The organism is Streptomyces sp. NPDC002513 (assembly GCF_053595355.1).
The window spans coordinates 1-6,376 of the sequence record NZ_JBSFXK010000114.1 but is presented as its reverse complement, the minus strand read 5'-3'; the positions used below and the strand labels follow the sequence as shown (position 1 = coordinate 6,376).

Below are 6,376 nucleotides of genomic sequence, written 5' to 3'. Positions count from 1 at the left end.
ACCGAAATCGGTGACCAGGGCACTGTCGTCGGCGAGCGTCGCGGTCAGGTAGACGCGGCGGCGGGCACGCACGAACGACGGGATGCGGTCGATCGGCACCGAAATCGGTGACCAGGGCACTGTCGTCGGCGAGCGTCGCGGTCAGGTAGACGCGGCGGCGGGCACGCACGAACGACGGGATGCGGTCGATCGGCGTGCACGAGGGCCGGATCTCGATCGCCTTCGATGTCGCCGTCGCGGTGCACAGGTGCAGCACCTCGGCGAGCAGCGGCCACTCGAACTTGAAGGGCCGCTCGTCGCGGTGAGGGCGAAGGATCTTCAGCACCTCGTCGCGTTTGTCAGCCCATGCCCAGAACGGGATCGGCGCCAAAGCGGTGGGGTCCTTATCCTCCAGCTCCGACCAGGCGTTCGCCGACTGGTGCCGCAGGTCCGGCGCGAACAGCTCCAGCAGCCTCCCGTACGCCTCGTGCCCGGCCGGCACCCGCAGCCGGAACTGGTCCTCGGTCTTGGCCAGCGCGGCGTGCGCGTCGTCGACGACGACGATGCCCAGATCGAGCGGCTCCTTGCCATCGCCGACGACACCGAAGGCAGACTTGCCGTTGATCAGCTTCGGATAGTTCGTCACCAGCACGGCCTGGGCCGTGAGGAACGCCGGGTCGTACGGATCGTCTGTGGTGGCGATGTTGAGCTTCGCGGCCTCCTCGCGGACCTGCTTGACCAGGTAGTTGTCCGGCGTCAGGTACACGGCCTTGCCAACGCCCTCGTTCAGCGTGCTCTGCGCGATCAGCAGGCCGACGGCCGTCTTGCCTCCGCCGGTGTTCTGCTTGATCACCACATCGCGCTCATGGCGCCGGTCGAACCACGCGTCCAGCACCTCGCCCTGCTCGTGGCGCAGATATGGCCACGGTCGGTTCGCCAGCCCGGCGTAGATGTCGCGGGGCCGCAGAAGTGCCTCGTTGTCCCCCATACCGATCCGGTCCCAATCCAGCGCCACGGCGCCGTCCTCCCTCACCTCGTCAGGCAGCACCACCGCCCGCACTTCGTTGTTCTCGATCAGCGCCGCGCCCCGGCGACGGCCTGCTCCGTACCGATGACCGCAAGCACCCGGCACACCCCCCCTCCTCCCGGACCCGGTAGCGCGCCCAGCACCCCACCCACCGGGCGGGAGGCACCCGCAGGAGCGGACCCGGCCCGTCAGGCCGATGCCACCGGCCGGTCACCGGTGTCGTCCCCAGCCGGGCGTGGACGACGGATTGCCGGGTGCGAGGTGACCAGTGCGAGCCACTGGTCCTGGGTGACCACGGGCCACGTACGCGGACCCATGTGGCCGCGCAGCCCGATCAGGTCGGCCGCCCGGCCCTCGGCGGCCTCGATCGCCTTCTGCGGGCTGAACGGGTCGCCCGCCACGACGAACACCCCCGTGAAGACGCGGGCCCGCTCCGGATGCCGGAAGTGATCCCGCAGCCGGGCGCCGACGCCGCCGCCACGGTGGGCCTTGCCCAGCCACCGCAGCCGCCCGTCGGCGTCGACCACCAGGTACAGCCCGGCGAGCACGTCGTCCAGCACCGCGAGCGTCTTCTCCCAGTAGCGGGGCTCCAGGCTGTACAGGGCGGGCCAGCCGCCGCACCGCAGTGGTCCCAGCGCGGTCCACGCATGACGCAGCACCCGCGCGTCGGCCACCGGCCCTGCCACCGGTTCCGCGCAGCAGTCCACGTTCACAGCGACATCACCGCCACGGTGGCCTTGTCCAGCAGCGGCGCGACCTTGGCGGCCTCCGCCTTGATGTTGTTGAAGTCCTCCACGTACAGCGCGCGTACGTCGGCGGGCTCCTTCTCATCGCCGGCCTCCTCACGAGCGCGCACGGCGTCCTGGACGGTCGCAAGGAGGCGTGCGATCTCCTCGGCGACGGCGGCGGCGCTGACCGTGCTCTTGGCCACCGCAGAAGCCAGTTCCGCGCGCAGGCGGGTCATGCGGGCCAGCGGGCTCTCCGAGATCTCCTCCGCGAGCTCCACGGTGTCTCCGTCGCTGCCCGCGCCCTCGGGGTCGGGGGAGTTGTCCGCAGGCGGCTTCTGGCGCTCGCCCTTGCGGAACGACGTCAAAGGGAAGAGGTTGTCGAACCACTTCTTGTCGGCGAGGACCCCCTCGCGCGGATTGCCGAGTGGGTCGGGTGCCCAGAAGGTGCCCGGCGCGTGATCCGGGACACCGAAGTTGGCGTCGGGCGCGTGGAGGACCTCGTCGGCGAAGGCCAGCAGCAGTTCGCGGGTCACTCCCTGCGGCGGGTCGGTGTAGGCGTTCACCAGCGACTGGACCGCGTTGGACGGCGAGCGCCGCACACCCTTACGGTCCGCAGCCTTGAACGAGCCCTCGTTGGGCGTGATGAACGGCTCAGCACCACTGATCATGCCGGGCACCAGATGCCGCCGCACCAGGGTCTCCCAGGCTGCAGCGTCGCCCTGACGGCAGGCGGTCAGCAGCGATGCGAGGCTGCGAGCATCGGGGCGCACCCCGAACTGCACTTCGGGCCTGCCGAACAGGCCCTCGGCGGCGGCGGGGGGACCGGGGCGGAGAAAGTGCTGGACGACCACGGCCGCCCAGATCTCCGTCCGCCGCTTGGCCCTGTCCCCGTTCCGCTGAGCCCAGGAAGCCTCTTGCAGGGCGGTACGCACCACCGGCCAGTACCGGCCGGTGGGCATCGGGGCGCGCGGCGCCAGGTTCTCCGGACGCGGCGGGACCGGCGGGAACACCATGACGGTGGCGCAGCGGATGGCCACGTCCCGCAGGGTCATGGGGCTCACCTCGTCGCCCGGCGGCAGCAGGACCTTGAGCTCGTCGAGAGCGCGGGCCCCGACCAGAGCGTCGGCGATCGCGTCCTCGTCCAGCTCACCCGTCGCGACGCGGCCCTGGGCGACCTCCTGGGCGAGCAACTCTCCCAGCCGCCCCGCGGCCTGGTAGGCCTTGACCAGGGTCGTCCACAGTCCGAGGGAGCGGTCCACGTCCTCGTAGTCCAGCTGGCCGCGCAGGTGCTCGTGCACGTTCAGCTGGCGCAGCGACTCCTCCAGCCGTTCCGGCCGCTTGGCGCCGACCACGACACGCGCCGGCACCTGTGCGATCCGCACCGCCCGCTGCGCACGCCCTTCCGGGTCCCGGCCGGGGTCGGCGTACTCGGCGTTGAGCACGGCGCTGATGCGCCGCAGGATCTCACCCAGCCCCCGCACGACCATCCGCCGGTTCTCCTCCTCCCCAGGCAGCCGCAGCACAGCCTGCGGCACCCCGGTCAGAAGCTGCTGCGCCGGGATCCCGAAGGTGTCCAGCCGCGCATCGGCCCGGTTGGCCCCCGTGGCCTGCTGCCCCCGCCAGACGTACCGCCGCGACCCGTCAGGATCGATCACCGGAGTCCGCTGCAGCACGACCAAGGTGGAATCCCGCTGGCCCTCCTGCACCAGGGACTCCACCAGGTCATAGGGACGCTGCCGCGCCCGACGCCGCAGAACCTCCACGGCGTACCGCTGCACCTCGGCGGCCACCTCCGCACGGACCGCCTCCGTCGTGAGAGCCGCGAGTGTGGCCCCCTCCTCGGTGACGGTCCGCACCACCGGCAGCGGACGCCGCTTGCCCAGCGCCTGCTCGCACGCCTCCAGCCGCTCCCGTGCGCGCGCCAGCTCTTCCTCGGCGGTCGCCCCCGCGGCCACCGCCGCTTCCTTCTCCGCCGGCGTCGCGGTCGAGGCCAGCGCCCGCAACGCCGCCTTCGCACGCTCCACCCCGTCGGTCCACGAGGCCACCAACCGCTGCTGGTCGACGAGCTCCTCCAAGCGCTCCTGATTCTCGGCCGACGAATGCAGCCACGCGCTGCGCGTACGGTCGTTGATGACCCAGGGCAGCGTCGCCGCCCCGTGTAGCTCCACCTTCAGCACCAGCAACGCCCCGTCGGTATCGCGCTGCTCGATGTGGCAGGCCGTGGCGCGCAGGAACCGGCTCCCGCGACGGAGCTCGGTGACGCGCTTGGCCTCGCCCCGGCCGAGTGCCGGAGCGAAACCTTCCAGCACGGCCTGGCGGGGAACGGGCGCGAAGCCCTCGGCCAGGCAGGTGTTGTAGATGGCCTCGTAGAGGTTCTCCGCCCAGGTCGAGTTGGTCGGAGACGGGTAAGACCCTTCGGGAGTCTCTTGGGCAGACATGGGAAACAGACGGTCCCTGACTCCGGGAGCCCTGGTGGCCCCGGGTGCGACTGGGCGCATCCGGCGGTGCCGGATGCGGCACGCACCCGAACCGTGGGGCGCTCCTGTCCAAGGGAGCACCGGCGAGGGCCGCCGTCACCGTGACGCACCTCGTGGTGCGTTGCAGCGAAGACCGTCTGCCCCTTCGAGTCCACCATCGGAGACTGTGCACGCCACCGGCAGGCTCACGCTGAAACAGGCCACCGCGGCGCACGGCTCACGCCCTCTCCGCCGACGGCGGCACGGGGCTGGCAGGTCGTCGAGACCACTGACGTGCGCTAACAGTCTGTCAGAGTCCCTATAAATCGGACAACATGCATGTAAGACGCGCGTAGAAGCACAAGATCATGAACTTGCGGACATCTCCACACCATCCGCGTCGCCCGCGCTTATCTCATCCCGCACCGGCCGAAGCACCCCCGGCCCCCGGCAGCTCGCGCAGGGTGCGCATCCACGTTTCTCCGAAGCCGACGGCCCCTGTCTCGTCGCCCGGGATACGGAAGATGTCCGGGCCCTCCATGAGCTGTTCCATCAGCACCTCGTACAGGTTGTCGAAGAACGGCTCGAGACAGACCGTCAGGCCCACGGCGAACTGCCCGGGGGAGGGGTTCACGGCGATGACGTGGTCCAGGATCGGGAACATGCCCAGGTCGTCGATCCGCTGCCGCAGCGCGGTTAGTGCCGGCGTATCCGGCAGGAGCAGCCCGTACAGCACGTACATGCAGTAGAACCCGCTCAGACCGACCAGCACCGTCCGCGCCCGCACCAACTCCTCGTCACTGGCCCGCTTCACCGAGCCCACCGCGTCCGCGTGCCGCTCAAACATCCCCCAGTCCACCGGCGGCCCCTCGCCGCGCTCGGCCGCACCCAGCATCTGCGCCCAGTCCTCGACCGTCAGCCCGAACATGCCGAACGCGGCGAACGCCTCGGCCAGCGCATCCACCCCCACCTCCTGCGCCCCCAGACCGATCGCGGCGACCAGGTGCACCATGCTCCTGAAGTCCGGCCCCTCCGCCTCCACAGGTACTTCCTCGCCGGTTTCGAGCGCAGCGCGTACCAGGGCGGGGTGCGCCGACCCGCGGTACGGCCCCACGAGCCGGCCGGCGAGCGCGTACAGCGCGTCCTGCCCTTCCTCACCCGCCCCGGCAGCACTCCGAGCAAACGCCACCAGCCGCTGCGACACCGACCGCTCCAGCACCCACACAAGAGCCTGACGCACGGCACCGATCGGCGGCTCCGGCACCTGCACCGCCCCCGGCCGCACGAGCAGCGTGCCGGCCTCGGCGAACCACTCCAGCACCGCCAGCCGCCGATCCCGCCCCTGCCGAAGATGCCGCGCCAGCGCCGCCGCGCTCTCCACCGGATCGACCGCGTCCACCACCGACCCCCGGCCACGCCCGAGCCCCCGCCGCCGATGCCGCGGCAACAACCCCGCCCGCCGCCAGCTCTCCAGCTGGCTCACCGTCACGACCACCCCCCGCGCCGCAAGTTCCCGCACCACCTGCAGATCAGCCGTACTCGGCGCTTCCCGTGCCATGCCCCTCATTACAACCCCGAGAAGTGCCATTTCCGGCGGAATTCTGCATCTGGCTCACTGGTCACCAGCCCCACCCAGCAACCGCCAACTCCAAGGAACCAGTCCGACCATGACCCCAAGCCACCGAACCCGCGCCCGCACCAGGACGGCCACCGCCCTGACCACCGTGCTCCTCACCACCACCATCGCAGGAGTCCTCCATCACCCCGGCCACCTGGAGAGCCTCCTGATCGCCCTGACAGCCGCGCTCGGCGCCACCACCGCCACCCTCGCCCTCGCCGCAGCATTCGCTCCCACCACCGCCACCCGCACAGCCGCCCGCCACACCCTCGACCTTCTGCTGCGCCTGGTGCCCTGGTACACACCCCGAAGCTGACAACAAGGCCAGAAGGCCAGGAGAGCAACCTGGATGTCCGTGTAGCGAAGCGGAACCGACATCACCACACCCGCTCGGACACCCCGCAGCACAACCCCCCCGGATCTCCAGCCGGGGAGGCACCACCCCCGAATCCGGATTCACGGAAAATTCTCCACTAAGAACTCCTAACAAAGTGAGAGGTTGACCAGTCGGCGCCAGCAGATGATGCCGCAGGCCAGGCTGAGGAACGCTTCGTGGATGTCGTCGCGG

The 6,376-nt window shown here is 70.7% G+C and carries 5 protein-coding genes; 1 reads left to right on the top strand and 4 read right to left on the bottom strand.

What is annotated here, in order from left to right; genetic code table 11:
- The 4 genes from ACWD5Q_RS34695 to ACWD5Q_RS34680 form a co-directional block, all read right to left on the bottom strand.
- A partial coding sequence (locus ACWD5Q_RS34695; protein WP_451431054.1) for a DEAD/DEAH box helicase occupies positions 1-1,111 on the bottom strand: 1,111 nt, incomplete at its 3' end.
- Positions 1,112-1,194: 83 nt separating this feature from the next.
- The gene (locus tag ACWD5Q_RS34690) at positions 1,195-1,719 is read right to left on the bottom strand and encodes a hypothetical protein (RefSeq protein ID WP_451431053.1); all 525 of its coding nucleotides are present in this window, start codon (positions 1,717-1,719) and stop codon (positions 1,195-1,197) included.
- Positions 1,716-4,172, bottom strand: coding sequence for a hypothetical protein (locus tag ACWD5Q_RS34685; RefSeq protein ID WP_451431052.1), 2,457 nt, complete (start codon positions 4,170-4,172; stop codon positions 1,716-1,718). Before ACWD5Q_RS34685 ends, ACWD5Q_RS34690 begins: the two co-directional genes overlap by 4 nt.
- A 433-nt stretch (positions 4,173-4,605) precedes the next feature.
- The gene (locus ACWD5Q_RS34680) at positions 4,606-5,748 is read right to left on the bottom strand and encodes a hypothetical protein (RefSeq protein ID WP_451431051.1); all 1,143 of its coding nucleotides are present in this window, start codon (positions 5,746-5,748) and stop codon (positions 4,606-4,608) included.
- Between the two features lie 109 nt (positions 5,749-5,857).
- Here ACWD5Q_RS34680 and ACWD5Q_RS34675 point away from each other — a divergent pair, with 109 nt between their 5' ends.
- A complete protein-coding gene (locus tag ACWD5Q_RS34675) occupies positions 5,858-6,124 on the top strand; it encodes a hypothetical protein (protein ID WP_451431050.1) in 267 nt (88 codons plus the stop codon).
- Positions 6,125-6,376 lie beyond the last annotated feature (252 nt).

Bases quoted from the DNA above. Each gene is read 5' to 3' on its own strand.
- ACWD5Q_RS34685 (WP_451431052.1), bottom strand. From the start codon at position 4,172: ATGTCTGCCCAAGAGACTCCCGAAGGGTCTTACCCGTCTCCGACCAAC.
- ACWD5Q_RS34680 (WP_451431051.1), bottom strand. From the start codon at position 5,748: ATGGCACGGGAAGCGCCGAGTACGGCTGATCTGCAGGTGGTGCGGGAA.
- ACWD5Q_RS34675 (WP_451431050.1), top strand. From the start codon at position 5,858: ATGACCCCAAGCCACCGAACCCGCGCCCGCACCAGGACGGCCACCGCC.